Consider the following 24,429-nt stretch of genomic DNA (forward strand, 5'->3'; position numbering starts at 1 on the left):
CGCCTCTGCCCGCCCCCCGGCGGTCGCCGTCGGCATGACCACGGTCCACACCAGCCCTCAGGGTAGGAGCGGGCGGGGCCGGAAGCGGGGAGAAACGCGCGAGGGAGCGCGTCCGCGTCGGGAAAGGACGGCGGGAGGAGGTCAGTCGAGGACGGTGTGGCCGTACCCGCGGGCGACCTCCGTCACGTCGGGTTCGCCGAACCGGTCCACCATGGCCGTGAACAGCGCGGCCTTGTCCGGACCGAACCGGCCCACCTTCCGCGTGTAGGCCCCGGCGGTCAGGAACACCGGCGGGTCCGCCTTGCTGTGGAACTTGTCCGCGTACATGACGACCTCCTCCTCCGGTGTCGCGGGAAGGTAGTCGTCGACCGGGATCGGCAGCCCCTGCAGGTGCACGTCGTCCCTGGTGATGCCCACCCCCGTGTGGTGGGAGCAGAACCGGCACAGCGCCTCGGGGTAGCCCTCCCCCGCCAGCAGCCCGTGTCCGAGCACCCCGTGGCGCACGTACCGCGCGTGGTCGAGCCCTCCGGAGCCGTCGAAGAGCCGGTACACCCCGATGTCGTGCAGCAGGCAGCCCGCCCGGACCAGGTCCGCGTCCACGGGAAGGTCGTTGGCGCGGACGACGCGCTCGGCCAGATCGCACACGATCCGGCAGTGCGTGTACACGAGGTCGAAGGCCTCGCGGGTGGGCGCGTGCTCCAGGTGCAGGGAGCGGATCTCCTCGTCGGTCGGAATCTGCATACGGGAGACTCTATGCGTTGACGCGCGCACTCCCGCGGCGCGTGCCGCCGGCCCCGAGAGAATCGAGCGGAACCCGTGAACGACCCGAAGTACGACGTCCTGGTCGCCGGAGGAGCGGGCGTGGACACCATCGTCCGCGTCGAATCCCTGGGGGTCCCCGAAGGCGACTCCGCCGGTGTCCCGCCGGTACACGACTACGTCGCCCACACCGGGAACGGAGTGGCGGTCGGCTGCCACACGCTGGGGATGGCCACCAAGTTCATCGACTTCCTGGGGGACGACGCCCAGGGCCGGATGGTCATGGACGCCTACGCCGGGATCGGCCTCGACTTCAGCCGGGTCGTCTCCGCGCACGGCACGCCCCGGGGGATCAACCTGGTGGACCCCGAGGGCCGCCGCTTCTCCTTCTACGACGCCCGGCACCCGGCCGAGCTGCGCCTGCCCCGGGCGTTCTACCTGCCCCACCTGGAGCGCTCCCGGCACGTGCACATGTCCATCGTCGGCCACAACAGGGACATGTACGAGGACGTCGAGGCGCTCGGCCTCTCCAGTTCCACGGACCTGCACGACTGGGACGGGGAGAACCCGCACCACCTCTTCTACGCGCTGCGCTCGGACCTGGTGTTCCTCAGCGCCGCGGCGGTCCGCGACCGCCTCCCCCGGGTGCTGCACGGCATCGTCGACCGCGGGCGTGCGCGGGTCGCCGTCGCCACCGACGGAGAGCGGGGCTGCCACGTGCTGGTACGCGGGGAGCCGGCCCCCAGGCACTATCCCGCCACGTCCCCAGAACGCCCGGTCGTGGACAGCAACGGCGCAGGCGACTCCTTCGTCGCCGCCTTCCTGTACTCCTACCTGGCGGGCCGGACGGTCGGTGAGTGCGCCCTGTCGGGGGCCGTGGCCGGGGCGTTCGCCTGCGGCAGCGCCGGCACCCACACGGAGTTCGCGGACCGGGCCACGCTGCGAGCGGCCGGGGAGCGGGCCCGCACGGCCTTCTTCTCCGAGGCGGTGGAGTCGTGAGCACCGTGCCCTCCCGCTCCGGCGCGGCGGCGGCAGAACGGCCGGTGCGGGACGGACCGGGCCGCACGCGCGGGAGGTGGGCGACGGGGGTCCGCGCGGGGAGGGCGGAGATCAGTAGGACGAGATGTGCACGTGGTCGTAGTGGTTCTCCGTGACGCTGCCCCGGTTGTTCATCGCCACCCACTGGCGGTTGGTCGAGTGCCAGATCCGCTGCTCCCAGATCACGTACTTGACGCCGAGCCGGTCCACGTGGTCGATCGCGTACTGGGCGATCGCGTCCCCGGCCGCCCGGTTCTCCGCGCTCGGGTGCGTGCCGATCACCGACACCATGAAGTCACAGGCCTGCCCCGTGCCGTGGTCGTCGTTGCTGCTGCGCGCGCAGCCCACCTCGTAGGGGGAGCCGACGTTGAGGATGATCTCGTCGCGGATCGCGGCCATGCGCGGCGTCGCGCCGTCGAAGCCCCACCCCTTGAGGTGTTCGGGGACGGTGCCGCCGGTGCTCGCGCCCGAGGTCTCCTCCGGCTCCTCGGGAACCTGTTCGGCCTCGTAGCGCTCGATGGCCTCCTCGACCTCCTCGCGGTCCTCCTCCAGCGTGTCGAGCAGCTCCTCGGCCTCGGAGAGCTCCTTCTCGGCCTCCTCCGAGATCTCCTTCCTCTCCTCCTGGAGCCGGACGAGTTCGGAGATCCGGCCGGCCTGCTGGCGTCCCAGCTGCTCCATGGTGGAGGTGTCCTGGAACAGGTGCTCGGGAGAGGCGGTGAAGAGCACCTCCAGCGTGGGGTCCAGGCCGGAGCTCTTGTACTGGCCGGCGGCGATCTGGACGACGCTGGAGCGGGAGCCCTCCAGCTTCTCCTCGACCTCCTCCAGGTCCTCCTCCGCCTGTTCGGCGCGTTCCTTGATCTCGTTGTACTGGAGGAGCTCGCCCTCGTAGGTCTCCTCCAGCTCCTCCGCCCTCTCGTTGAGCTCGTCGATGTCCACGTCGTCGGGTGCGGCGTGGGCGGCCGACGGCGCGACGAGGACGGCGGCCAGGGCCAGCGCGAGGGCCCCCGCGCCCGAACGCGCGTCCCGACGGGCCGGGGCATCGGTGGGGAGGGGGAGGAAGTTCCGGTTCATGCGAGCTCCATGGGTCGTACCGCGGACGAGCCCGACGGGCGAGGGGCGAGAGGATGGTGGGGCGGGGCGGAGGGAGCCCGGCGCCGGTGTGCCCATCGCATGGCACCAACGGGAAGGTGCCTACGGGTCGGCGGGTGCTCAGGAGACAATACGAGATCTAACCGTCATATACCTAATGCCGTTCCTGTGACCTGATTCCGCCGGCCGTGAGGGAGACCGCGGAACGCGCCCGCGTCCCGGCCGTGTCGGACGTCCACGAGGCACTCCGGCCCCGAGGGAGCGGATATCGTCCGCCGTACGCGGGAAGGCCCCCGAGGGCCGCTGAGAGAAGGAAGTCCCAGCTTGCGCACGAGCACTCCACCGGAACCGCACCGGGCGCCGCGCCCCGAGCAGGGAAGCACCGTGCCGAAATGGCTTCCCCGGGCACTGATGCTGACCATGTGGACCGTCACGGCCTTCGGTATCGCGCTGTGGCTGTTCCTCCAGTTGCAGAGCCTCATCATGCTGCTGCTGATCTCGCTGTTCCTCGCTCTGGCGCTGGAGCCCGCGGTCAACTGGCTGCACCAGCACCGGTGGCGCCGCGGTCCGGCCACGGGTGCGGTGATGACCCTCGTGCTGTTGCTGGTCCTGGCCTTCCTCAGCCTGCTCGGCTCGATGCTGATCGGGCAGGTGCTGGCGTTCGCCGCCGAACTGCCGGACATGACACGCGCCGCGCTGAGGTGGGTCAACACGACGTTCGACACGTCCTTCTCCCCCACGAACCTGCTTGAGGAGGTCTCCAGCGCGAGCGGCCTGGTCGAGCAGTACGCGACGAGCATCGCCAACAACGTCTGGGGAGCGGGGACGACGGTCCTGGCCCTGCTGTTCAACGGGCTGACGATCGCGCTCTTCACCTTCTACCTGTGCGCCGACGGCCCGCGCTTTCGCCGTGTGACCTGCTCGGTCCTGCCGCCGCGGACGCAGCGAGAGGTGCTGCGGGCGTGGGAGATCGCGATCAACAAGACGGGCGGCTACCTCTACTCCCGGGCGCTCATGGCGCTGGTCTGCACGGTCGCGCACTATCTGGCCCTGGCGTTCCTGGACATCCCGTTCGCCTTCGCCCTCGCGCTGTGGGTGGGGGTGCTGTCGCAGTTCATCCCCACGATCGGCACCTACATCGGCGGCGCCGTCCCCGTGCTGGTGGCGCTGCTGCAGGGCCCGTGGCAGGCCGTGTGGGTGCTCGTGTTCGTCATCGTCTACCAGCAGTTCGAGAACTACGTGCTGCAGCCCCGCATCACGGCCAGGACGCTCGACATGCACCCGGCGGTGGCGTTCGGGTCGGTGATCGCGGGCATGGCGATCATGGGCGCCCCGGGCGCGCTGCTCGCCCTCCCCATAGGCGCGAGCCTGCAGACCTTCCTCAGCATCTACATCAGGCGCTACGAGGTCGAGGAGCATCCCCTGCTGGACGGCGGCGGGAACGGAGAGCGGGCGGAGGCCGGCTCGGAGGAGGGGGACGGCCCCCCGCCGGGAGAAGAAGGCGGTGAGGCCGGCGAGGGGGACGAGGCGGGTCCGCGCACGCCTCGCGGCGACCGGGCTCCGAAGGAGCCGCCACCCGGCGGGTGAGGTCTCAGGGTGTGCCCGGCGGGGTGTCGGACGCGGGGACGCCGAGCGCGAGGAGGGCGGTGTCGTCGCCGAGGCCCTCGCCGAAGCCCCGCAGCAGCTCGGTCAGGGCGTCGACCATGCCGCGGGGCGTGGAGGGGGCGTGGTCGGCGGCGAAGGAGCGCAGGGCGTCCTCGCCGTACAGGGTGTCGCTCCCGGGTCCCGTGCGGGCCTCGGTCAGGCCGTCGGTGTAGAGCACGAGGGTGTCGCCGGGGGCGAGGGTGGTCTCGGCGGTGGCGAAGTGGGCGTCGGGCAGCACGCCGACGAGCATCCCGCCGGGGGTGTGCAGGAAGTCGGCCCCTCCGCCGGCGCGCATGGCCAGGGCCGGGGGGTGGCCGCCGGAGGCGAGGCGGACACGGACGTGGCCGGTGTCGCCGTCGGGTTCGAGGACCCCGAAGACGACGGTGCAGTAGCGGGGGTCGCCGTTGTCGGCGTAGCGGTCCAGGAGGACGGTGTTCAGCGTGGTCAGGACGTCGACGGGCTCGGGCGAGTGGAGGGCGGCGGCACGCAGGGCGTAACGGCTCTGGGAGGTCAGGGTCGCGGCCTCGGGTCCCTTTCCGGACACGTCGCCGAGGAAGAACACCCAGCGCGTGTCGTCGAGGGGCAGGAGGTCGTAGAAGTCGCCGCCCAACTGGTCGGGAGAGGCGGTGTGGTAGTAGGCGGCCGTCTCCATGCCCGGTACGTCGGGCAGGGTGTCGGGCAGGAAGGACCTCCGCAGGATGGTGAGCGCCTCCGTCAGACGGGCCCGGTCGGCGTCGGCCCGCCGACGCGCCTGTTCCGCCTCGGCGCGGGCGTGGTCGGCCTCCTTGCGGCGGCGCAGCAGCTCCTCCTCATAGGAGCGGCGGTCGGTGGCGTCGAAGACGGTGGCGCGGACCAGCGACGGCTCGTCCCCGCCGCCCCGCTTGACGGCGGAGGAGACCAGCACCGGGAGGCGGCCGCCCTCGGAGGTCCTCATCTCCAGGGCGACGCCGCTGACCTCGCCCCGCATGTGCAGCAGGGGCGCGAAGTGCGTCTCGTGGTAGAGCCTGCCGCCCACGGTGAGCAGGTCGGCGAAGCGCATACGGCCCACCACGGTCTCGCGCTCCAGGCCGAGCCACTCCAGCAGCGTGGCGTTGACCCTGACGATCGTGCCGTCCATGAGCGTCGACAGGTACCCGCAGGGGGCGGACTCGTAGAGTTCCTCGGCGCTGTCCTGCGGCAGCGCGGCGAGGGCCGCCTCGGTGTCGGCCCCGAGCGGCTCCGGCCCTCCGCTCACCCGGCGGGCCACAGGTCCTCCAGGAAGTCCAGCACCGCCTCCGCGGTGGCCTGCGGCGCGCTCAGGTGCGGGCAGTGGCCGGTGGCGTCCAGGGTGACCAGCCGGGAGGAGGGGATCGCGCTGTGGACGAAGGAGCCGACCTCGCGCGGGGCGATGAGGTCCCGGGCGGACTCCAGGACCAGCGTCGGGACCTCCACGCCCCGCAGGTCCGCGCGGTTGTCGGACAGGAAGGTGGTGCGGGCGAAGACCCGGGCCATGTCGGGATCGGTGGCGCAGAAGCTGTCGGTCAGCTCCTGTTCCAGCTCCGGCCGCTCGGGGGTGCCCATGATCATGGGCGCCACGGCCGATGACCAGCCCAGGTAGTTCGACTCCAGCGAGTCCAGCAGCTCGTCGATGTCCCCGGCGGTGAAGCCGCCGCGGTAGCCCTCGTCGTCGATGTAGCGGGGTGAGGGGGCCACCATCACCAGCGCCCGGATCCGCTCGGGCACCGCCCGCGCGGCCAGAACGCCGACCATGGCGCTGACCGAGTGCCCCACGAACACCGCCCGGTCGAGGTCCAGTTCCCGGCAGACCTCCACCACGTCCTGGGCGTAGCCCTCCAGGGAGGAGTACCTCTCCTCGCTCCAGGCGGACGGGTCCGACCCTCCGGAGCCGACGTAGTCGAACAGCACCACCCGGTACCGCTCGGCCAGGGCCGGGACGACCAGGCGCCACATGTTCTGGTCGCAGCCGAATCCGTGGGCCAGCACGACCACCGGCCCCTCGGCGGCCCCGGTGACCGTGACGTTGTTCCTGCTGAGGATGTCCATATCGATCATCCTTTCCCCCGACCCAGTGCGTCCAAAAAGGGTACTCGGTCACATCGCGCCACGTCAGGAGACCGGGCCCGGCGTCCGTGCGCCGGGCCCGCCGTGTCCGGGGTGGTCGGGGGTCGGGGTCCTCGGGGACCGGGGCCGGTGTCAGTGCACGTAGGGCCAGCCGGAGGAGTCCCAACCGAGCCAGTTCACGCCCAGCAGCGCCGTGCCGTCGTCGGTGTAGTAGTGGTAGGCGAGGATGTCGTTGTCGGTGTCGGCGAAGACGTCCTGGTGGCCGGGCCCGTGGACACCGCCGTGGCCGGCCAGGACCTCGGTGCCGCCGCCGGAGGTCATGGCGGTGCCGGCGCGGTCGCGGTAGGGGCCGGTGATGCTCCTGGAACGGCCGACCATGACGCGGTAGGTGCTGTCGGCCCCGCGGCAGCACAGGTCGAAGGAGACGAACAGGTAGTACCAGCCGCCGCGGTGGAAGAGGGTCGGGGCCTCGATGGCGCCGCCGCCGCGGCCGGCGATCGAGTACAGGGCGCCGTCGTAGCGCTTGCCGGTCGCCGGGTCGATGCGGATCATCTTGATCCCCGACCAGAACGAGCCGAACGCCAGCCACCAGCGGCCCTGGTCGTCCACCTGCAGGTGGGGGTCGATGGCGTTGAAGTCGTCGGAGGGGAAGGACTCGACGACCAGACCCTCGTCGCGCCAGGCTCCGGAGTCTCCGCTGGCGCTGGTCGCCAGGAAGATCGCCGACCGGTTGGAGCCGAAGGTCGAGGCGGAGTAGTAGAGGTGGTACCGCCCGTGGTGGTGGGACAGGTGCGGCGCCCACAGGTTGCGCGCGCCGCCGGTGTAGGGACCGGTCCACGGGGCGCCGCCGGGGAAGGCCGCGCCGGCGTTGCCGAAGGCGGTCCGGTCGGTCGAGGTCTTCAGGGCCACGCCGTCGCCGGTGTGGGCGACCAGGTAGCCGCCTTCGGGCCGCTTGACGAAGGACGGGTCGTGCATCCGGACGTCCCCGGTCACGTGGCCGGGGCCGGGGTAGGCGGCGGCCGCGGCGTGCCGGGGCGCGGCCGCGTCGGCGGCGGCCGGGACCGCGGCCAGCGCTCCCGTCGCCAGGACGGCCCCCAGCATTCTGCGGCGCGAGAGGGGCTCGGGGGGCGCGGAGGGGATGTTCGGGTGTTCGGTCACGGGGAAGCCTCCTCGGGCTCGGTCGGGGGTGTGAGGAGTGTCGGGGGCGGGTCGGTGGACCACGGGGCCGGACGCGGCACCGGGAAGGTGTCCGAAAGCGCCGAGGCCAGGGGGCCGGACGCGGCGGAACCCCCGGGGAAACGCGCATTGTTAGCGCTAACATTCTGTGCACGCAAAGGACTCCGGCGCCAACGGTCAGCGCCTCGGGAGATGCGTGCACGAGGACTGCGCAAGGGGGGTGCGGACACCGGCCGCGAAGGGCGGCCGCAGGGCGTTTCGTGCGCCATGGCCCGCCCCGGCCCGGCCCGATACCCCTCCGGACGCCCGGACGGACAGGGGGTCGTGCGCCGCGGGACGGGGATGGCGCCAGCGGTCGTCGTTGAATAGTATGAATACGCTTAGTAATTGTTCATGCATCGTAAAGTAGCGGTTTTCCGGCGTCAACCCTCCTATGCACACCTTTCGAATCCGGGCGATCACCGTGGGTTGGGCAGGGCGCCGACGAGAGACGAAGGGGCCGAGCTCGCCCGGTGGGCCTTCCGGCGCCGGGTTCGCCCATCCCGTACACCGATCACCGCTGGAGCGGATCGCATGAACCCCCTGACACTGCCCGGCGAGGACCGGGAGCGCAGCCCCCGCACCGGCTACACCCGCGCGCACTGGGAGGCCGCCGCTGGTCAACCTGCTGCCGGATGCCGCGCGCCACCGTGCCGCGCTCGCATCGGTCCGCGCCACCGCCCGCACCCGGGACATGGACGAGGCCCAAGCCCGCATGACCGCCGCCATGACCTCCCCCGGCACCGGCACAGAGCTCCCCGAACTCCGCCACACCGGCTCCTGGCTCGACGGCTACGCCGACACCGGCCCCGAACCACCCACCCCCGCGCTGGCAGAGCTCTTCACCCGCCTCGGTGACCTTCAGCCGACGTTCCTGGAACACATCCTGGTCCCGTTCACCACCCACGAAGCCGACCTGGCCGCACTCGACGCGCACACCAGCCGACTCGTCCCCGTGGCCGGCATCGACTCCCGCGGCCAACTGCCCTATCGGACCGCGGCCGCCCTGGCCACCCGGCTCGGCCTCCCCCTGACCGAACTCCCCGGAGGCCATCTCGGCCCGGTCGAACGCCCCGCGCAGTTCGCCGACGCGCTCAAGGCGCTCCTCGCAACACCCTGACCACCAGCACGGCGCGGCGCGCCCCACCGGCACAGTGGGGGGCGCCCCACCGTGAACCAACCCGAAACGCGTTCGGCACGCCGCTCCGCGGCCGAGGCCGTGGACGACGTCCTCAGCAACGCGGGCTGACGCCCCACCCGAACCCTCACCCTCAGAACCACATCCGACTATCAGCCCACCATCGACCGGAGCACCCCGCCAGGTGGGCCACCGCCAGAAGTGGCGGCTGGCCCTGGACATGCTCGACGAGGCCTGCTCCTGGGGACTGGAGGATCAGGTGGTGGTGGCCGATGCCGGGCAGACTGCTGTGCAGTGGGCGCTTGAGCAGGTGGGCAAGCCCTATGTGTGGGGTGGCACCGGTCCGGCCGGGTTCGACTGCTCAGGGCTGACGATGAAGGCGTGGGAGGCTGCCGGAGTCACGATTCCCCGGGCGACCACCGACCAGTACCAGGCCGGAACCCGTGTCCCCTTGCCCGTCCTGGGTCCAGTCCGGGGACCTGCTGTTCTACGACACCACCGATATCGGTGCTCCTGGCCCAACCCCCTCACACGTGACCATGTACGTCGGCGACGGACAGATGGTCAACGCCCCCAGCAGAGGAAAGACCGTGCGTGTGGAGTCGGTGGACTCGGGCTTCTACTCACCGCGGTTCATGGGAGCTGTGCGCCCCATCTCTTGACCAAGGAGAACACATATGCCCCGGTTCCCTACCCCCTGCCGAGGGTCAGTCGAAGAGCCTGGAAGCGTGGTCCAGGATCCCGCGAGGCAGGTAGTCACTCTCCACGGGGACGTCCCAGCCGCGTACGCGGGCCAGGCAGGCCAAGGCGAGGATACGTGTGTTGACGAACCCGTCACAGTCCCCCTGGCTCCTACCGACGCTGAAGGCCTCCCGGTGCTCTTCCAGGGCGTCGGCCAGGGCCAGGGCGAAACCCTCGCGGTCCCCCGCGACCAACTGGGAGAGCAGGACCACCGGTGGCGGCGGGTAACCGGGCAACGCCTGGTGCCGTTCCAGGGCCGCCACAGCCCCGTCCATGGCCGCACGCGCCTCCTCTGCCATCCGCGCGGAGTCGTGGTCTCCGTCGTGGTCCGCACGGGACCGCGGCGACTGCGCGCGCAGGTAGGCCAGCAGGGCCACCGGATACCGGCCGTAGACACTGGTGCCCTGTGCGTCGTCCTTGGAAGCGAAGGCGCCCGTGGGATAGCTCAACAACGCGTCCAGACGCTCCCGCGATCCGGAGAGCACGGCGTACTCGATCGCGACCATGCGCGCTCCCTCGCTGATGTCGCTGGTGGGGGCCACGCTGCGCAGGGGCGCGGTCGTCGGTCCGAGGGTGACCTCGACCGTCTCCCCCTGGCTGGTCACACTGGCGAAGGCCGCCGCGGTGTACTGGGAGGCATGGGTAAGGGCCTCCAGTTGGCGCGGATCGCGCGCCTGGGGATCGGCCAGCGAGCGGTACCGGAACCTGGTGATCTCGTCGCGGGCGTGCCACTGGAGCGCGGTCGGGAGCATGTCCGGCACGGTGTCGGGACTCCAGGCGTCCCTGAGGTCCTCCTCGGACTCCCCATCCAGCGTCTCTAGGAGCCGGTCGATGTGGTCGGGAACGGTGACCGGTCGCTCAACCCCCAGTGTCCCCTGGGCCAGCTCCCGCAGCGCTCCGGTGTCCTTGTCCGCGCCGTAGACACCCACCCGCGGCCCGCTCCGCCCCTGTTCGCCCGCCGTGAGGCGGTGGGGCAGGTAGTCGGAGGCGAAGGGCTGCTCCCACCCCTCTACGCGCACGGCCATCGCGGCGAAGGCGATCTCGGCGATGGGCAGCAGGGAGGAGGGCGAGTCCTGGGAGGCGCTGTCGTGGTAAGCCTCCAGCCGGGCTGCCATCATCTTCCAGAAGAGCTTCTCGTCGCGTGACAGCAACGTGTACAACTGGAGGAGGTCGGGGTGGGGTAGTTCACCGGCGTTGGCCATACCAGTGATGGCGGAGTCGACATAGCCCAGGACCTGGCCCCGCTGGGCGCCCAGCTCGGGGAAGAGATAGTAGGCCAGGCCGCGGGCCAGGACCTCCCCCTCGTCGAAGGCCGAGGCGAGCGAGAGGAAGGCACCCGCGTTCTGCTCGTGCAGACCGGCCACCAGGCACAGGTACAGAGTCTGGATCCAGTCCCACGTCGGGGCACCGCTGTGGTCGGTGTCCTCACCCTCCCCTTCGTAGGAGTATCCGGTGCCCGTGTAGGTGAGATGGACCGGGAACGAGGCGGAGGCGGGCGCGCAGTCCAGCTTGAGCGCTCCGATCCGGGCCTCGGCCGCCGAGTACAGGGCCGTGAAGGCATCGGTGTCGACGGCGGGATCGGCCGCCGACCGCGCCCCGGCGTACTCGTGCAGGTCCCGGGCGATGTCCTGCCAGCCCATACCGTCCCGCCCGTGGTGCTGCTGGCCGTGGACGGCCCCGCCGATCCGGTCGGTGAAGTCCTCCGTGGCCTTGGTCAGGGCTTCGTCCCGCACGTTGTGCCGCTCGATACGCACTGGTTCCCGCGTCCCTCTCGTTGCATGGCGGACCGGCCATCCGTCGTTGGGCCGGTTATGCGTGACGAAGTCTGGCACGGCGTGACGACATGGCGAGGAAAGTGTCAGCAAGAGCCAGGCGGACAAACCGCTATGCCTTGCGGCCCGCTCCCCCGAAGTCGTCCAGGGGACGGGGAGCGCCGACCTCGATGGGGTCCGGGCGCCACTGGATCACCGAGACCACACCCGGCTCCAGCAACTCCAGCCCGTCGAAGAACCCGGCGATGCGCTCGGGCGCGCGGTTGATCCGTGGATTCTCCCCGGCCTCGTTCCACTGCCGGATCACCTCGGCGGGGGCGACGACGTCGGTGTCGTCGCACAGCACCAGGTAACCGCCCGGGACCAGGGCGTCCATGAGCCGGCTGACGACGGCGTAGGCCTCCTCGTCCTCGACCACGTGCGCGGTGGTGCCCAGCATCACCAGGGCGACCGGGCGGGACAGGTCCAGCGTTCCGGCCGCCTCCTGGAGGATCCGCCCGGGCTCGTGCAGGTCGGCGTCGACGTAGTCGGTTGCGCCCTCGGAGGTTCCGGTCAGCAGGGCGCGGGCGTGGGTGAGGACGAGCGGGTCATGGTCGACGTAGACCACGCGGGCCGCGGGGTTGTGGGCCTGGGCGACCTCGTGGGTGTTGTTGGCGGTGGGCAGCCCGGTGCCCACATCCAGGAACTGGTCGATACCGGCCTCGGTGACCAGGTGGCGGACCGTGCGCACGAGGAAGGCGCGCTGAGCGACGGCGATCTCGGCGATCATCGGGTTGGCGGAGCGGATCCGGTCGCCCACCATGCGGTCCGCGGGCTAGTTGTCCTTGCCACCCAGCCAGTAGTTCCCCACCCGGGCCGAGTGCGGCACGGAGGTGTCCAGGGGTGGTTCGGGGGAGGGGTGGGCATGGACCCCCTCACGCGTAGGCCGTTGTGCACGATCAACCTAGACCACCCCGCTTTCCCGGGCCAGAGCCGATGGAATCCGGCTTATCGGCCGACTCCCCCTCCTCCAAGCCTCTGACCTGCGGCGCAGCGAGCGAGAGTCGGCCGTGTTTGCTCCCTGTTTGCTCCGGCGGATCAGCCGGAGCGCAGGAGCAGGTCTATCGCCCCGCGTCCCAGCTCCTCATGGTCGGGGAACAGGTGCCCGTAGGTGTCGAAGGTCTCGGTGATCGAGGTGTGCCCCATCCGGTGCTGAACGGCCTTCGGATTCATCCCGGCGGCGATGAGCGCCGAGGCGTAGAAGTGCCTCAGGTCGTGGAACCGGGTGCCCTTGGGCAATCCCGTCTTGGTCACCGCCTTGGACCAGGCGGAGTTGAACGCCGAGGGCTTGGCGACGGCCTTCCACGTGTTGCTGATCAGCACCCGCCCGGGTGCCGGTTCGTAGAGTTCCATGTGCCGCCGGTTCCCTGGACATCGCCGATACCAATACCGGCCAAGCACAACGGATCGCCGAACTCGAGCGCGAGAACCGCGAACTGAAGAGGGCCAACGCGATCCTGAAGTCCGCGTCGGCTTTCTTCGCGTCAGTACCGCGATGAGGACGGACCCGGTGGGGTTGGCTCGTTTTTTCGCTGCTTCGCACTGCGATGGCTTCTCCGCGATGTGCCGCGCGGCCGGGCCCTGCTTCGGGGTTCGCGGGCGTGGCCTGATAGGAGCCTGCCTGCTCGACCTGCCCGACTGAGGCGTGCCCGTCTGCGAGTCCCGTCGCCGTCACCAGGAGTCGACAGGTGGGAGGCTGACAACGGCGGTGGTCGGGATCGACGCGCACAAGGACTGGACCGCACACGGGTTGCGGCACACGCTCGTGTCGCTGCTGTCAGACCACGGCGTGAGCATCGAGGAGATCTCACTCCTGGTCGGACACGACGGCACCGACACCGCCGAACGCGTCTACCGCCACCAACTCCGACCGATACGCCGGTCGGCGGCGAAGGCCATGGACGAGGTCCTCGACGGCGCGGACTGATGCCCCATCCGAACCCCACCGGGAACGCGGAAAGGGGCCCGCTCTCAGGCGAACCCCTCGCTGAACTGCTGTTCCTCTGTCGGGACGGCGGGATTTGAACCCACGACCCCTTGACCCCCAGTCAAGTGCGCTACCAAACTGCGCTACGTCCCGGTCGCCGCGCGGGCGCCGTCTCCGGCGCCGCCAACAGGTGAAACTGTATCGCATTCGGCGGGGCGCTCGAACCGCCGTCCGGCACGCGCACGGCTTCGGTCAGGGCACCAGGCCCTCCACGAGATGCCCCTCACCGTCGCGGAGATCCCCGTAGTCGCCGTCCGTGTGCACGACGACCGCGCCGTCTTCCAGTTCACCGTCCCACCGAAGGGCGCGACCACCAGCCCGAGCTGTTGCTCGTCCGTGTTGAGGGGGCCTCGCATGCGCGGGACGAGCGCCGTGTCCTCCAACGCGACGACGTCGTCCACCACGGCCCCCGCGTTGATGTCGCCCAGGTCCGCCGTCGCGGTGATCTCTCCGGAGGCGTCGGCACGGTGGACCGGCGAATCGTCGCGGAGGACCTCGTGGACCACGCTGCCCCCGGTGCCGATCCGGACCACGCCCCCGTAGGCCGGGGAGCGGGTCCCGTCCTCCTCCAGCACGAAGCCGGGGAGGCGGTCGAGCCGCTCCCCGGTGGCGGCGTCGAGCAGGAGCAGTTCCGCGCCGCCCCCGCTCCCGGTCCGCGTTCCGGATACGGCCGTGTCGCGTCCCCACGGCCACATCGCCCGCCATGTCCGCCGACAACCTGGCAGCGAGCGAAATCCCGCTCACACGGGCGGGGCGTCCGGACCGGTTTCCGGGGCGGGAGCCACGGCCTCACAGCCCGGTGGGCCAGGTCTCCTCCTCGCCCGAGTCCACCTCGACCGAGTGCAGCGGGGTGAGCGCCTGGGTGTGGTCGACGAACACGAAGGCGTCGTAGCGCTCCCCCAGGACGGTCGGGACGTAGTTCCTCAGCTGGTCGCGCCCGGGGTGGTAGACGACCCCGATGGCGCGGTGCGGGAGGATCTCGTCCGCGAACGGATCGTTGGCCTCCTCGCCGGTGAGGACCAGCAGGCCCGCCTCCCCCTCGACCGAACCGTGCAGCAGGGCCTCGACGCTGCCCTCGCGCGCCGCGGGGACCGGCATCGGCTCGGGGGTCGCACCCCATGACCTGCCCGCGACCACCCGGCCCTCGTAGGTGCCGAAGCCGACGAGGACGACCCCCTCGTCCCCGTGGCGTTCGCGCACCAGCTGGCCGACGTTGACCATGCCCGCGGCGGACATGTCGGTCGCCCGCGCGTCGCCGATGTGGGTGTTGTGCTCCCACACCACCGCCTTGGCCCGCGGACCGTGGTGCTCCATCAGGCGGTCGAGCGTGTCGGCCATGTGGTGGTCGCGGACGTTCCACGACTCGGGCCCTCCGCGCACCATCGACCGGTAGTACTGCTCGGCCCCCGCGAGCACCTCGGCGTTCTGGCGCGCGGCGAAGTCGGCGAGGCCGTCGTCGACGGCGCCCTCCGTCCGCGCCCGCTCCCGCAGCCCGGCCAGCAGGCCGACGACCTCGGCCTCGCAGCTCTCGGGCACCAGCCGCGTCGCCTGAGCGTAGGACCGGGGGTCCTCGCCGTAGGGCTCGAAGCAGCGGTAGGCCCGCAGCGCGGGCTCCACCTGGTCGGGCATGTTCTCGCGCAGCCACCCCAGCACCGCGTACAGCGACTCCCACAGGCTGTAGACGTCCAGGCCGAAGAAGCCCACACGCCGCTCCCGCGGGAGTTCCAGGTTGTGCTCCCTCAGCCACCGGGCGAACTCCAGGACCTCGGTGTTGGCCCACATCCACCTCGGCCACCTCTGGAAGCCCTCCAGTGCCTCGCGCGGATCCTCGGGAGCCCCCGGTGCGCCCACGGCGGCGCAGTGCAGTGCCTGGCAGTCCGGCCAGTCCCCCTCCACCGCGACGAAGGAGAAGCCCTTCTCCTCGACCAGCCGCCGGGTCAGCCGGGCGCGCCAGCGGTAGAACTCGGCGGTGCCGTGCGAGGCCTCGCCCAGCAGTACGTACCGCGCGTCACCGATCCGCTCCATGAGCGGATCCAGCGAGCGGGGCCCGTGCAGGGGCAGGACCGCGTCCGAGTCGACCGGCCTTCCGTCCGTCACCATCTCTTCGTCCTCCCAGCGCGGGAACCATCCGGTCGGGTGTGCCCTCCTGGCCCCGGAGCGGAGTCCGGAACGGGGGCGGCACGGCTCACCTCTCCCGCTCGCCGAGGATGCCCGCGAACCAGCCGGAGGCGGCGTCGGCCACCTCCTCCAGCGCGCCCTCCTCCTCGAACAGGTGGGTGGCGCGGGGAACGACGTGGATCCGGCTCGGTCCGCCGAGCCAGTCGGCCGCGTCCTCGTTGAGCCGGAGGACGTCGGTGTCCGCCCCGCCGACGATGAGCAGCGTCGGGGCCCGCACCAGCTGCAGCGCCTCCGTGCCCGCGAGGTCGGGACGGCCGCCGCGCGAGACGACCGCCGCGACCAGGTCCGGGCGCTCGGCGGCGGTCCGCAGTGCCGCGGCGGCCCCGGTGCTGGCGCCGAACAGGCCGATGGGCACCCCCTCGGTGCCCTCCTGGGCGGCCAGCCAGTCCACCGCACCGGTGAGGCGCCGGGTGAGCAGGTCGATGTCGAAGCGCTGCTGCCCGGTCACGTTGTCGGTGCGCTCCTCCTCCGGGGTCAGCAGGTCGAACAGGAGCGTGGCAACACCCGTCCGGCGGAGTTCCTCGGCCACGGCCTGGTTGCGCGGACTGTGCCGTGAACTCCCGCTCCCGTGCGCGAAGGCCACGACCGCGGTCGCCCCGGGGAACATGGACAGCTGCCCTTCGAGCCGCGCGTCGGGGGTCCGTACCGTCACGTCCTGAGCGGTCATGGTGCTCTCCCTTCGTCGGCGCCGGCGCGGTTGAGCAGGGCCAGCACCTCCTCGTCGCCGACTTGTTCGAACTCCTCGTACCAGAGGCTGACCGCGCCGAAGTCCGACGGCGTCTCCAGGCAGACGACCTGGTCGCACACGTCGGCGAGCGCGTGGACCGCGTTCGGCGCCCCCACGGGGACGGCCAGCACGAGGGAGGCGGGGTCCTGTTCGCGCAGCGCGGTCAGGGCCGCACGCGCGCTCATGCCGGTCGCCAGCCCGTCGTCGATCACGAAGACGTCGCGTCCGGCGACCTCGGGCCCGGGTCCGCTCCCGCGGTAGGCCCGGATCCGTCGCCGCGCCTCCGCCTGCTCCGCCTCGACCGCGTCGGTCAGGCGCTCCTCGGAGAGCCCCAGCAGGTTCAGCGCCCTCCTGTCGAACAGCGGAGGGCCCTCGGCGGTGGTCGCCCCGATCGCCGTCTCCGGGCTCCCGGGCACGGGGATCTTGCGCACGACCACGATGTCCAGCGGTATTCCGAGGGCCTCGGTGACGCGCTCCGCGACGGGGACCCCGCCGCGCGGCAGTGCCAGCACGAGCGGACGCGGCTTGTTCTGTCCCTCCACCACGCGGGCCAGTCGTTCACCCGCGTCTCGCCGGTTCCGGAACACGTTCCTCACCCCAGTCGCGTCGTCGCGGTGTACGGGCCCGGTGGTCGGCCCCCGGGTGAGCGGGGTCCGACGGCGCGGGCGCACCCGCGCCGCGGCCTCGCGGACCGGGCGCCCGTGGTCCTCGGAGCGACCGGCCCCCGCGCTCCGGGTGCCCCGGGGGACGTCCCCCGCCGGCACGCGGCCGCCTTGCGTCCGCGCGGTCCACCGGCGTGCGCGGGCCCTGTGGTGAGCGTTACCCCGATGCTTGGTACGCACACATGCCCGGTCGGCCGGGGGTCACTCCCCGGCGCCTCCGCCGAGCTGCTGGACCACGCAGAACTCGTTGCCCTCGGGATCGGCCATGACCGCCAACAGGTGACCGGCCTCCTCGTGGACGGGGCGCAGCACCTCGGCGCCCAGCCCGCGCACCCTGTCGACCTCGCCCGCCACGTCGGGAACGACCACGTCCAGGTGCATCCGGTTCTTGCCCGCCTTGGCCTCGGGCACCTTCTGGAGCAGCAGGCCGGGCCACTGCCCGCCCGGGTCCCGGAGCGCCAGGTAGCTGGGGTGCTGCTGGTCCCGTTCCCGCTCGAAGCCGAGCACCGCGCACCAGAAGTCGGCCGCTGCTTGCAGGTCGTTGGTGTCGAGTACGTAGACGAGACGCACGTGGAACCCCCTCGGCGGACACGGCCGCGGCCCGCGGCCGTGGGCCCCATCCTACGGAAGGGCGCGGGGCCCTCCTCAGCCCGCCGTGCCGGGGACGACGAGCCCCTCGGCCTCCAGGTCGGCCCACAGGATCTCGGGCACGGGGTCGGCGAGGAGCCCGGCGTTGCGCGCGACCTCCTCGGCCGACCTCGCCCCCACCAGCACCCCGGCCACCGCCGGATGCCGCGCGGAGAAGGCCATCGCCGCCCGGGGCAGGGTCACGCCGTGGCGACGGCAGACCCGAGCGATCCGCAGGGCCCGGGCACGCAGCCGGTCGGGGGCCGCCCCGTAGTCGTACGTGGCGTCGCCGGGCGGCTCGTCCACGGCGAGGATCCCGCTGTTGAACACCCCCGCAGCGATCACGGACACCCCCTCGCGCCGGCAGGCGGGGAGCATCGTGGCCGCGGCCCGCTGGTCGAGCAGCGTGTACCGACCCGCGAGCAGGACGACGTCCATGTCGGTCTCCACGGCGAAGCGCTCCAGCATCCGTGCCTGGTTCATGCCCGCGCCGATCGCGCCGACCACGCCCTGGTCCCGTAGTTCGTGCAGGGCCGGATAGGCCTCTCCCACCGCCTGCTCCCAGTGGTGGTCGGGGTCGTGCAGCAGGACCACGTCCACCCGGTCCAGGCCCAGCCGCTCCAGGCTCTCCTCCAGGGAGCGCCGCACCCCGTCGGCGCTGAAGTCCCACCGGCGGGTGTGGGAGGCTGGGACGGCGAAGCCCTGGTCGTCAAGGCGTCCGGCACCGTGCGGAGCGGGCTCCAGCAGGCGGCCGACCTTGGTCGAGACCACGTACCGGTCGCGGGGCAGGCCGGCCAGGGCCCGGCCCAGGCGGCGCTCGGCCAGGCCCAGCCCGTAGTGGGGCGCGGTGTCGAAGTAGCGCACGCCCGCGTCCCATGCGGTGAGCACGGCGCCGAGCGCGGTCTCCTCGTCCACCTCCCGGTCCGTACCGTTGCCGATCGGGGCGGTGCCGAGCCCGAGCGGGCCGAGGAACACCTCCGAGCGTCCCAGCCTGGTCCGCGTACCGGCGTCGAACGCCATCCCGTCTCCCCTGCCGTCGAGGTCCCCCGGCCTTGCGGCCGTCACCGGACCGGCGGATCCGTCGCGTCCCCTCCCTACCACCGCGCGCCCCCGGCGGGAAGGCCCGGAGCCCCCGTCGCAGGCCGCGCGTCGCACCGGGCGGGCGGCGGCCGGGGCGCCGGAGGCGGTCCCGCGAGGGGCGCGGCTCCTCCGTGGAGCCCGGATCCCCGGCACGCGCCATTTCTGTGACGATCAGTCCATAAAGTGGTAGCGTCTGCCCCATGGGAAGACCCCGACAGTTCGACGAGGAAAGCGTGGTCCGCGCGGCCTGCCACGAATTCTGGGCCAAGGGCTTCGACGGGACCTCCACCGCCGACCTGTGCCAGGCGACCGGACTGCCCCGCAGCAGCCTCTACAACACCTTCCACTCCAAGGAGCACCTGTTCCGCCGGGCGCTCTCGTACTACGTCAACTCCATGACCGCACGCCAGGGGGCCGTTCTCGACTCCTCCGAGGGCAGCGGGTTGGACCGGATCCGGTCGCTGCTCACCGTGATCGTGGAGGACGAGGCGGCCAACCAAGAGAGCGGTCGCAGCGCGGGGTGCTTCACCGTCAACACCATCACCACGATCGCCTCCCGCAATCCCGACATCGCCCGGGTGGTGGAGGCCGACCTGGACAAGCGCCTGTCCTCCCTGCGCCTGACCGTCATGGACGGCCAGCTCGACGGCTCCATCGCAGCCGACCGCGACCCCGCGGACCTGGCCTGGTACGTGACCTCGCTCGTCTCCGGCATGAGGGTCGCGGCCCAGTCGGGCGCCGGGCGCCGGGCACTGGAGGGCATCGCCTCGACCGGGATCGCGGCGCTCAGGCCCTGACCCCGCCCCACCGCCCTCTCTCCCCACTCCCACCCCCGCCGACACGCACACGCTGACGCCCTGACCCGTGTCGGCGACCGGTGCCGGCGCGACCGGCCCTGTTCCCGCCGTGGTTCCTCGTGCGCTCCAGTTTTGTTCTGATCGATCCAAAACAAGAGAGAGAATCATGCCCAGATCCGTCCACCTCCTGGCGCTCGGCATCTTCGCCATGGTCACCAGTGAACTCCTCGTCGGCGGGCTCATGCCGCAGATGTCCGAGGACCTGGGGGTCACCATCCCGCAGATCGGCTACCTGATCACCGCGTTCGCGCTGGCCATGGCGCTCGGCGGTCCGCCGGCGACCCTCGCGGTACTGCGGCTGCGTACCGACCGCGCACTACTGGTGCTGTTCCTCGTCTTCCTCGTCGGCAACGCCCTGGCGGCCGTCTCCCACTCCTACTGGCTCATGCTCGTCGCCCGGGTCGTCACCGGAGCCGCCTCCGGCGCGTTCTTCGGTGTCGCCCTGTCCGCCGTCGCCCAGGTCACCGCGCCGCACCTGCGCGGACGCGCCACCGGTGCCGCGCTCCAGGGCCTGATGGTGGGCACCCTGCTCGGCCTGCCCCTGTCCACTCTCATCGGGGGCCGGCTCGGGTGGCGGGCCGCCTTCGTCGCCGTCGGCGTGCTGACCGTGGTCGTGATGGTGGCCACCGCGCTGGCCCTGCCCCGGCTGGAAAGGGCCGGGAAGGCCGGTGACCTGCGCGGCGAACTCACCGTGTTCCGCACGTCGCACCTGTGGGCCGTCATGGCGACCTCCACCCTCATCATCGGCGCCACCTTCGCGGCCTTCTCCTACTTCACGCCGATCCTCACCGAGGTCACCGGCTTCTCCCGGGACGTCGTGCCGCTGCTGCTCCTGGGCTACGGCGCCGCCACGGTGGTCGGCAACACCGTGGTCGGCCGCCTGGCGATGTCCCACACCGTCACCGTCATCGTCGCCGGGCTCGCGCTCAACACGGTCTTCCTGGTCGTCTTCGCCCTGTTCGCCGACCTGCCGGTCCCCGCGCTGCTGGCGATGGCGGGTGTCGGCCTGGTCGGCATCACCCTGAACCCGGCGATGGTCACCCGTGTCCAGCGCGCCGGGAACGCCCGTGCCCTGGTCAACACCGCGCACTCCTCGTTCATCACCCTGGGCGTGGTGGTCGGGTCCTGGGCCGGAGGTATGGGCATCGACGCCTTCGGCCTGCGCGCGCCGCTGTGGGTCGGCGCGGCCCTGGCCCTGATCGCCCTGCTGGCGATGGTGCCCGCCGCCCTGTCCGCGCGCAGGGTGGGGCACGAGGCCGCCGACGCCCGCGTCCCGGACCGGTCCGAACCCCGGCCGGTACCCGGAGGTTCGCTTTCCCGGGGAGCGGGCAGGGGACCTGGACAGTGACCAGCCGACACGCGGTGAGGAGGTCGACATGAGCACGAGCTACGACGAGTTCCTGAACGAGGTCCGCGAGCTGGGTGAGTACGCCGACCGCGAGGAAGCCGACCAGGTGAGCCGTGCGGTACTCGGAGTGCTGGCGCCACGGCTTCCGGCCAACGGGGCCGAACACCTGGTCGCCCAGCTCCCGGACGAGCTCAGCGACGCGGTACGGCAGGGAGAGCTCCTCGACGCGGAGTCCTTCGGGGTCGAGGAGTTCCTCACCCGGGTGGCGGCGGCCACCGGCGCCCGTCCCAAGACCGCGGAGTGGGACGCCAGTGCGGTGCTCACCACCGTCGCCCACAGGATCACCGGGGGCCAGCTCAACCACATCCTGAGCCAGCTCCCCTCCGGTTTCGCCGTGCTGTTCGGCAAGCCGGAGCTGAGCGACTGACCCACCGCGCGCCCCACCGGAGGAAAGCGCCCGCGGCACCGGGGCGTGTCCGGTGGGGCGCGTGGGCGCTCCACACGGAGCACACTCCGCACGGGGCCCTTCACACGGGTGCTCCACGCGGGGACGCCCGACGCGGCGGCCGCGGTCGCCGGAAGGCGGCCCGCGCACCTCGACCCGCTGTTATGCCTTGACGGTTATATAACCACCGAGGCATACTAGAGGTGTGCCCGATCTGTTCACCGTCCTCGCCGATCCCAGCAGACGCCGCATCCTGGACGCGCTGCGCGAGAGCGAGGGGCTGCTCGTCAAGGAGCTGGTCGCCGAGCTGGGACTGACCCAGCCGAACGTGTCCAAGCACCTGCGCGTGCTGCGTACCGCCGGGCTGGTCGCCGAGACCGCCGAGAGGCAGGGACGGCGCTACCGGCTACGGCCCGAGGCACTGCGCGGCATGGACGACTGGCTGCGCCCCTACCGGGCGTTCTGGACGAGCAGGCTGGACGATCTGGGCGACTACCTCGACTCCACCCACCCACACGAGGAGCCGTAGCCATGGCCACCCAGGTCCGCGTCGACACGAGCACTCCGGGCACGCCCGTCCTGCACTTCACCCGCCGCTACCCGCATCCGCGGTCGGCGGTCTGGGCCGCCCTGACCACGGGGAAGGCGCTGAGCCGGTGGTTCCCCTGCCAGGTGGAGATCGACGCCCGCCAGGGCGGCTCCCTCACGCTGGCCTTCCCCGACGAGGAGCCGGAGACCGTGCCCGTCACCGAGTTCGACCCGCCGCGCACACTGGCGTTCCGGTGGGCCGGGGAGGACCTGCGCTGGACCCTGGAGGAGGACGGCGACGGGTGCGTGCTCAGGCTCTCCAACACCGTCGCCGACCCCGCGTGGACGGCGAACACGGCGGCCGGGTGGGACGTGTGCCTGGACGTGCTCGACGCGGTCCTCGACGGGCGGCCGCCGCTGGCCGGGGACGGCCCGGACGAGGAACGCATCGCCCACTACCGGACCGTGCTCGGCACCGGCTAGGGCCCGCTTCTTCGAACCGGGTCTTCCGCCCATGGGGTCGTCCGAGCACCCGCGGGGCCACCGGAGGCAGCGGCGGGTTCACCCGTTCCCCGTGAACCCGCCGTGGGCGCCGAAGGCTCCCACTCTGCGTGCGCCCGGACACGGGCCCGAGCGAAGCGCGGGCCCTAGGAGAGACCGCCCAGCACGGGGAGCCCTCCGGGGCCCACGGGCCTCGGCCGCGCGGCGCCGCGCGGTCGGCGTCCGTGCCGTCCGAGCTCAGCGGTCACCGCGCGTCCCGGCGGACGACCGCCTTCCTCCCCTTGATGGTGCTGCCCCGCAGGGCGGCGATCACGTCGTCGGCCGCGGACTCGGGGACCTCCACCAGCGAGAAGCGGTCGGCGATCTCGATCGCACCGATGTCGCGTCCCCGAAGGTCGGACTCCCCGGCGATCGCGCCGACCAGGTCCTGCGGCCGGATCCTGGCGCTGCGCCCGGCGCCGACGAAGAGGCGCGCCATCCCGCCCGACGGCGGACGGCCGCGCCCTCCCGAACGTCCGGGCGCCTCGCGGCGGCCGCGCTGGTCCCGTTCGGGCCTGACCGTGATCTCCGGGATCTCCTCCTCCTCGGCCGCGGGGCCCCAGGCCTCGTGCGCCAGTTTCACCGCGGCGAGCGCCACGTCCATGACGTCGAACTCGTCGGCGAGCGTCTCGACCACGACGCGGAAGTGCTCCAGGGAGTCCCCGTCCTCCATGAGGCTCTCCTGCAGCGCGGCGCGCGTCAGCTCCAGGCGCCGGGTCCGCATGTCGGCGATGCTCGGTACCTTCTCGATCGGGATCCGGCTCTTGGTCACCCGGGCGATGGTCTTGAGCATCCGGTGCTCGCGCGGTTCCACCAGGGTGATGGCCACGCCCTCGCGTCCGGCCCGGCCGATCCGGCCGATCCGGTGCACGTAGGTGTCGGACGCGGAGGGCACGTTGTAGTTGACCACGTGGGTGAGCTGCTCGACGTCGAGCCCGCGCGCGGCCACGTCGGTCGCGATGAGCAGCTCCGCCGTCCCGCTCCGCAGGCGCCCCATCACGCGGTCGCGCTGCTCCTGGCTCATGCCGCCGTGCAGCGCCTCGGCCCGGTAGCCCCGTCCGTTCATCGTCTCCGTGAGTACGTCGACCTCCTCACGCGTACGGCAGAAGACGATCGCGGCCTTGGGCGCCTCCACGTCCAGTACGCGCCCGAGCGCCGCCGGCTTGTGCGCCCGCGGAACCATGTAGGCGCTCTGCCGCACCAGCGGGCTCTCGCCCGGGGCGGTCGTCTCCCGCTTGACCTGGGCCCGGACGGGGTTGCTCAGGTGGCGCTGGGCGATCGTGTTGATGCGCTGGGGCAGGGTCGCGGAGAAGAGCACCGTCTGGCGGTCCTCCGGCGTCTCCTGGAGGATCGCCTCGATGTCCTCGGCGAACCCCATGTCGAGCATCTCGTCGGCCTCGTCGAGGACGACCATCTCCAGGGAGCGCAGGGAGAGCGTCTCCCGGCTCATGTGGTCAAGAGCACGTCCCGGAGTGGCGACCACGACGTCGGCGCCGCGCTCCAGGGCGCGGATCTGCCGTCCGATCGGCTGCCCTCCGTAGATCGGCAGGACGCGCGCGCCCAGGACCCGGCCGTAGCGGTGAATCGCCTCCGAGACCTGGATGGCCAGCTCGCGCGTCGGCGCGAGGACCAGTGCCGTCGGATCCGGTCCCCTGTTGCCCTGGGGCAGCCGCTGGAGGATGGGAAGCGCGAACGCGGCGGTCTTGCCGGTCCCCGTCGCGGCCTGTCCGAGCAGGTCGTGGCCCTCCAGCAGGGGCGGGATGGCCTCGCGCTGGATCGGCGTGGGCTCCTCGTAGCCCAGGTCGGCGAGCGCGTCCAAAAGCTCGGTCCGTAGTGACAGATCAGAGAAACCCGTCGTGTCATCGGTTGGGGTCGGGGTCATGGTCGAGCTCCTTGTACCGGAAGATTCCACACGGGTCCACGCTGGTGCCCCGCCCCGCCTGCGGGACGTCAG

24 protein-coding genes, 1 tRNA gene and 2 pseudogenes are annotated in these 24,429 nt (G+C 71.9%); 11 read left to right on the forward strand and 16 right to left on the reverse strand.

Going from position 1 to position 24,429, the window contains the following annotated elements; translation table 11 throughout:
* Positions 1–141 precede the first annotated feature (141 nt).
* Complete coding sequence (locus A6A08_RS25650) at positions 142–741, reverse strand: HD domain-containing protein (RefSeq protein ID WP_073705217.1); 600 nt, start codon at positions 739–741, stop codon at positions 142–144.
* A 75-nt stretch (positions 742–816) separates the two neighbouring features.
* Here A6A08_RS25650 and A6A08_RS25655 point away from each other — a divergent pair, with 75 nt between their 5' ends.
* Entirely contained in the window at positions 817–1,758 is a 942-nt protein-coding gene (locus A6A08_RS25655) for a carbohydrate kinase family protein (RefSeq protein ID WP_073705218.1), read from the forward strand.
* Positions 1,759–1,869: 111 nt separating this feature from the next.
* Here A6A08_RS25655 and A6A08_RS25660 read toward each other — a convergent pair whose 3' ends face one another.
* Positions 1,870–2,868, reverse strand: a complete 999-nt coding sequence (locus A6A08_RS25660) for a hypothetical protein (protein ID WP_242422901.1) — start codon at positions 2,866–2,868, stop codon at positions 1,870–1,872.
* Positions 2,869–3,270: 402 nt separating this feature from the next.
* On the opposite strand from A6A08_RS25660, the gene A6A08_RS25665 reads away from it, so the two are divergent.
* Complete coding sequence (locus A6A08_RS25665) at positions 3,271–4,473, forward strand: AI-2E family transporter (protein ID WP_199867044.1); 1,203 nt, start codon at positions 3,271–3,273, stop codon at positions 4,471–4,473.
* 4 nt (positions 4,474–4,477) lie between these two features.
* Here the strand turns inward: A6A08_RS25665 and A6A08_RS25670 are convergent, their stop codons facing one another.
* The 3 genes from A6A08_RS25670 to A6A08_RS25680 form a co-directional block, all read right to left on the reverse strand.
* Positions 4,478–5,776 carry a PP2C family protein-serine/threonine phosphatase gene (locus A6A08_RS25670; protein ID WP_143181841.1) on the reverse strand — a complete coding sequence of 433 codons (1,299 nt, stop codon included), beginning with the start codon at positions 5,774–5,776 and terminating at the stop codon, positions 4,478–4,480.
* On the reverse strand, positions 5,761–6,573 hold the full coding sequence (locus A6A08_RS25675) for an alpha/beta fold hydrolase (RefSeq protein WP_073705220.1): 813 nt from the start codon (positions 6,571–6,573) through the stop codon (positions 5,761–5,763). Before A6A08_RS25675 ends, A6A08_RS25670 begins: the two co-directional genes overlap by 16 nt.
* A gap of 150 nt (positions 6,574–6,723) precedes the next feature.
* Positions 6,724–7,749: an arabinan endo-1,5-alpha-L-arabinosidase gene (locus A6A08_RS25680; protein WP_242422903.1), complete on the reverse strand. Its 1,026-nt coding sequence runs from the start codon at positions 7,747–7,749 to the stop codon at positions 6,724–6,726.
* Positions 7,750–8,500: 751 nt separating this feature from the next.
* Between A6A08_RS25680 and A6A08_RS25685 the strand changes: the two genes are divergently transcribed.
* From A6A08_RS25685 to A6A08_RS27215, 3 genes and pseudogenes are all read left to right on the forward strand, one after another.
* Positions 8,501–8,926, forward strand: a complete 426-nt coding sequence (locus A6A08_RS25685) for an alpha/beta fold hydrolase (RefSeq protein ID WP_242422904.1) — start codon at positions 8,501–8,503, stop codon at positions 8,924–8,926.
* Between the two features lie 184 nt (positions 8,927–9,110).
* A pseudogene (locus tag A6A08_RS29005) lies at positions 9,111–9,224 on the forward strand (transposase); the annotation flags it as partial.
* A 163-nt stretch (positions 9,225–9,387) separates the two neighbouring features.
* Positions 9,388–9,606 carry a C40 family peptidase gene (locus A6A08_RS27215; protein WP_073705221.1) on the forward strand — a complete coding sequence of 73 codons (219 nt, stop codon included), beginning with the start codon at positions 9,388–9,390 and terminating at the stop codon, positions 9,604–9,606.
* Between the two features lie 45 nt (positions 9,607–9,651).
* On the opposite strand, the gene A6A08_RS25700 is transcribed toward A6A08_RS27215, so the two are convergent.
* The 3 genes and pseudogenes from A6A08_RS25700 to A6A08_RS25710 all read right to left on the reverse strand — a co-directional run bounded on the left by A6A08_RS25700 (position 9,652) and on the right by A6A08_RS25710 (position 12,849).
* Positions 9,652–11,439 carry an immunity 49 family protein gene (locus A6A08_RS25700; RefSeq protein WP_073705222.1) on the reverse strand — a complete coding sequence of 596 codons (1,788 nt, stop codon included), beginning with the start codon at positions 11,437–11,439 and terminating at the stop codon, positions 9,652–9,654.
* Between the two features lie 130 nt (positions 11,440–11,569).
* Positions 11,570–12,337, reverse strand: a pseudogene (locus A6A08_RS25705) (SAM-dependent methyltransferase).
* 197 nt (positions 12,338–12,534) lie between these two features.
* Positions 12,535–12,849 (reverse strand): tyrosine-type recombinase/integrase, encoded by a 315-nt coding sequence (locus A6A08_RS25710; protein WP_073705223.1) that lies wholly within the window; start codon positions 12,847–12,849, stop codon positions 12,535–12,537.
* Positions 12,850–13,141: 292 nt separating this feature from the next.
* Between A6A08_RS25710 and A6A08_RS25715 the strand changes: the two genes are divergently transcribed.
* Positions 13,142–13,423: a tyrosine-type recombinase/integrase gene (locus A6A08_RS25715; RefSeq protein WP_083609283.1), complete on the forward strand. Its 282-nt coding sequence runs from the start codon at positions 13,142–13,144 to the stop codon at positions 13,421–13,423.
* A gap of 79 nt (positions 13,424–13,502) precedes the next feature.
* Here the strand turns inward: A6A08_RS25715 and A6A08_RS25720 are convergent.
* The 7 genes from A6A08_RS25720 to A6A08_RS25750 all read right to left on the reverse strand — a co-directional run bounded on the left by A6A08_RS25720 (position 13,503) and on the right by A6A08_RS25750 (position 18,697).
* Positions 13,503–13,576 (reverse strand) — tRNA-Pro (locus A6A08_RS25720).
* On the reverse strand, positions 13,567–14,178 hold the full coding sequence (locus A6A08_RS25725; protein ID WP_073705224.1) for a hypothetical protein: 612 nt from the start codon (positions 14,176–14,178) through the stop codon (positions 13,567–13,569). Before A6A08_RS25725 ends, A6A08_RS25720 begins: the two co-directional genes overlap by 10 nt.
* A gap of 94 nt (positions 14,179–14,272) precedes the next feature.
* The gene (locus A6A08_RS25730; protein WP_083609284.1) at positions 14,273–15,583 is read right to left on the reverse strand and encodes an erythromycin esterase family protein; all 1,311 of its coding nucleotides are present in this window, start codon (positions 15,581–15,583) and stop codon (positions 14,273–14,275) included.
* Positions 15,584–15,668: 85 nt separating this feature from the next.
* Positions 15,669–16,328 (reverse strand): dienelactone hydrolase family protein, encoded by a 660-nt coding sequence (locus A6A08_RS25735; RefSeq protein ID WP_073705225.1) that lies wholly within the window; start codon positions 16,326–16,328, stop codon positions 15,669–15,671.
* Positions 16,325–16,975 (reverse strand): phosphoribosyltransferase, encoded by a 651-nt coding sequence (locus tag A6A08_RS25740; protein ID WP_073705268.1) that lies wholly within the window; start codon positions 16,973–16,975, stop codon positions 16,325–16,327. The genes A6A08_RS25735 and A6A08_RS25740 overlap by 4 nt, the downstream gene beginning before the upstream one ends.
* A gap of 276 nt (positions 16,976–17,251) precedes the next feature.
* Positions 17,252–17,620 carry a VOC family protein gene (locus A6A08_RS25745; protein WP_073705226.1) on the reverse strand — a complete coding sequence of 123 codons (369 nt, stop codon included), beginning with the start codon at positions 17,618–17,620 and terminating at the stop codon, positions 17,252–17,254.
* A 75-nt stretch (positions 17,621–17,695) separates the two neighbouring features.
* A complete protein-coding gene (locus A6A08_RS25750; RefSeq protein WP_073705227.1) occupies positions 17,696–18,697 on the reverse strand; it encodes an aldo/keto reductase in 1,002 nt (333 codons plus the stop codon).
* A 260-nt stretch (positions 18,698–18,957) separates the two neighbouring features.
* On the opposite strand from A6A08_RS25750, the gene A6A08_RS25755 reads away from it, so the two are divergent.
* From A6A08_RS25755 to A6A08_RS25775, 5 genes are all read left to right on the forward strand, one after another.
* Positions 18,958–19,554, forward strand: coding sequence for a TetR/AcrR family transcriptional regulator (locus tag A6A08_RS25755; protein WP_073705228.1), 597 nt, complete (start codon positions 18,958–18,960; stop codon positions 19,552–19,554).
* 166 nt (positions 19,555–19,720) lie between these two features.
* A complete protein-coding gene (locus A6A08_RS25760; protein WP_073705229.1) occupies positions 19,721–20,962 on the forward strand; it encodes an MFS transporter in 1,242 nt (413 codons plus the stop codon).
* A 28-nt stretch (positions 20,963–20,990) separates the two neighbouring features.
* Positions 20,991–21,389 carry a DUF2267 domain-containing protein gene (locus tag A6A08_RS25765; RefSeq protein ID WP_073705230.1) on the forward strand — a complete coding sequence of 133 codons (399 nt, stop codon included), beginning with the start codon at positions 20,991–20,993 and terminating at the stop codon, positions 21,387–21,389.
* A gap of 223 nt (positions 21,390–21,612) precedes the next feature.
* Positions 21,613–21,936 carry a helix-turn-helix transcriptional regulator gene (locus tag A6A08_RS25770; protein WP_073705231.1) on the forward strand — a complete coding sequence of 108 codons (324 nt, stop codon included), beginning with the start codon at positions 21,613–21,615 and terminating at the stop codon, positions 21,934–21,936.
* A gap of 2 nt (positions 21,937–21,938) precedes the next feature.
* Positions 21,939–22,418, forward strand: a complete 480-nt coding sequence (locus tag A6A08_RS25775) for an SRPBCC family protein (RefSeq protein WP_073705232.1) — start codon at positions 21,939–21,941, stop codon at positions 22,416–22,418.
* 262 nt (positions 22,419–22,680) lie between these two features.
* Here the strand turns inward: A6A08_RS25775 and A6A08_RS25780 are convergent, their stop codons facing one another.
* On the reverse strand, positions 22,681–24,357 hold the full coding sequence (locus A6A08_RS25780; RefSeq protein WP_073705233.1) for a DEAD/DEAH box helicase: 1,677 nt from the start codon (positions 24,355–24,357) through the stop codon (positions 22,681–22,683).
* Between the last annotated feature and the right edge of the window lie 72 nt (positions 24,358–24,429).

Source organism: Nocardiopsis sp. TSRI0078 (assembly GCF_001905145.1).
GTDB lineage: Bacteria > Actinomycetota > Actinomycetes > Streptosporangiales > Streptosporangiaceae > Nocardiopsis.